Below are 2,161 nucleotides of genomic sequence, written 5' to 3'. Positions count from 1 at the left end.
CGCCCCCGACGCCGCGCCCCGCAGCACCCCGCGACGGCTCGGCCCCGGTCGCTCGCTCTTCGCCCTCATGGCCGTCAACACCCTTCACTCGTGGAGCAGTTGTCGCACCAGTAGTCGGGCGGAGGCGCACTGGGGTTCCCTCGGATGCGATGGATCCGATCAAGAGCGATGATTTCTCGTGGGTCGGGCGGTCTTCCTTCCTGAGACCGCGCTCACCGAGGAGACTCAGATGACCGAGAAAGAGACCCGCACGCTGACCGTGGCCGGCGCGACGCTGAGCTACGACGTCCGCACCGGCCCGAGCGGCGGGGGCACGACCGAGGGCGACGTCCTGTTCCTGGTCGGCTCGCCCATGGACGCCGCCGGGTTCGAGACGCTGGCGTCGCACTTCACCGACCGGACCGTCGTCACGTACGACCCGCGCGGGGTGAGCCGCAGCCTGCGCACCGACGGGGCCGTGGACACGACGCCCGAGGAGCACGCCGACGATCTGCGGCAGGTGATCGAGGCGCTCGGCGCGCCGGGGCGCGTGGACGTGTTCGCCAGCAGCGGCGGCGCGGTCAACTCCCTGGCGCTGGTGGAGCGGCACGGCCATCTGGTGCGCACCCTCGTCGCCCACGAGCCGCCGACGGCGCAGGTCCTGCCGGACCGGGAGGCGGCGCTGGCGGCCTGCGCGGACGTCCACGCGACGTATCTGCGCGCGGGCATGGGGGCGGGCATGGCGAAGTTCATCACGCTGACCAGCCACAAGGGGCCCATCACGGCCGACTGGGCGGACCGGCCCGCCCCCTCCCCCGCCGACTTCGGGCTGCCGACCGAGGACGACGGCTCCCGGGACGACCCGCTGCTGGGGCAGAACATGCTCGGCTGCACCGGCTACCGCCCCGACTTCGACGCCCTGCGCGCCGCCTCCACCCGTGTCGTGATCGCGGCGGGCCAGGAGTCCGAGGGCGAGCTCGCGGCCCGCGCCGCGGAAGGGGTCGCCGCGGGGCTCGGCACGGAGCCGACGATGTTCCCCAGTCATCACGCCGGGTTCCTCGGCGGGGAATACGGCCAGCACGGCGCCCCGGAACCGTTCGCGAAGCTCCTGCGGGACGTCCTGGACAGCCACCGCTGACGCGCGCTCTCCGTCCGACGGCACGGGCCCCGGGTCCGCTTCCGGTCGACGCCGGGCGGCGTCCGCGCTAACGTACAACCAAATGGTTGTACGTGAAGCGAACGACGAGGCCGTGGACCGCCTGTTCCACGCCCTGGCCGACACGACGCGACGCGACATCCTGCACCGGTGCGTCCGGGACGGGACGTCGGTGTCGCGGCTGGCCGAGGCGTACCCGATGAGCTTCGCCGCGGTGCAGAAGCACGTCGCGGTGCTCGAACGGGCCGGTCTCGTCTCCAAGCGGCGCCGCGGACGGGAGCAGCTCGTGCACACCGACCTCGACGCCCTGCGCCGGGCGCGCGAGGCCCTCGACCGGCTCGAGACGGTGTGGCGCGGGCGGGTGGACCGGATGTCCCGGCTCCTGGCGCAGGGCCCCGACCCCGACCCCGATGAAGACGACCCCGCGAGGAGGGCCGAACCATGAGTGTCACCAGCGTCGACAAGGACTTCGACCAGCTCACGCTCACACTGATCGCCGACTTCACCGCCCCTGTCGGGGAGGTGTGGCAACTGTGGGCGGATCCGCGCAGGCTGGAGCGCTGGTGGGGACCGCCCACCTACCCCGCGACCTTCGAGGCGCACGACCTGACGCCGGGCGGCGACGTCACGTACTTCATGACGGGTCCGGAGGGCGAGAAGCACCGCGGCTGGTGGCGCATCACGTCGATCGATCCGCCGCACGGCCTGGACTTCACCGACGGGTTCGCCGACCAGGACGGGAAGCCGACGGCCGGGGCACCGGTCTCGACGGTGCGGATGCGGCTCACGGAGCACGAGGGCGGGACGCGCATGGAGCTGCGGTCGGCCTTCGACTCCCGCGAGCAGATGGAGCAGATGATCGAGATGGGCGCCGCCGAGGGCCTGAGCGCGGCCATCGGGCAGATGGACGCGCTGCTCGCCGGGTGACGCCTGCCGGGGCGGGCACGGCGTCGATCGTTGTGCCGGCGCCTGGCAGGACGTCGGCGCCGGGCGGGGGAACCGCTCCCCCGCCCGGCACACCCCGCG

The 2,161-nt window shown here is 73.2% G+C and carries 3 protein-coding genes; all 3 read left to right on the top strand.

The window, feature by feature from the left end; all coding sequences use genetic code 11:
* The first annotated feature begins 229 nt into the window (after positions 1–229).
* Complete coding sequence (locus AOK22_RS06445) at positions 230–1,117, top strand: alpha/beta fold hydrolase (RefSeq protein WP_055697600.1); 888 nt, start codon at positions 230–232, stop codon at positions 1,115–1,117.
* An 82-nt stretch (positions 1,118–1,199) separates the two neighbouring features.
* Positions 1,200–1,580: an ArsR/SmtB family transcription factor gene (locus AOK22_RS06440; protein ID WP_055697599.1), complete on the top strand. Its 381-nt coding sequence runs from the start codon at positions 1,200–1,202 to the stop codon at positions 1,578–1,580.
* Positions 1,577–2,062: an SRPBCC family protein gene (locus AOK22_RS06435; RefSeq protein WP_055697598.1), complete on the top strand. Its 486-nt coding sequence runs from the start codon at positions 1,577–1,579 to the stop codon at positions 2,060–2,062. Before AOK22_RS06440 ends, AOK22_RS06435 begins: the two co-directional genes overlap by 4 nt.
* The last annotated feature ends 99 nt before the right edge of the window (positions 2,063–2,161 follow it).

It is taken from the genome of Streptomyces silaceus (assembly GCF_001419745.1).
GTDB lineage: Bacteria > Actinomycetota > Actinomycetes > Streptomycetales > Streptomycetaceae > Streptomyces > Streptomyces silaceus.
Note: the sequence above shows the minus strand (reverse complement) of the source record. Positions and strands in the feature narration are given on the sequence as shown.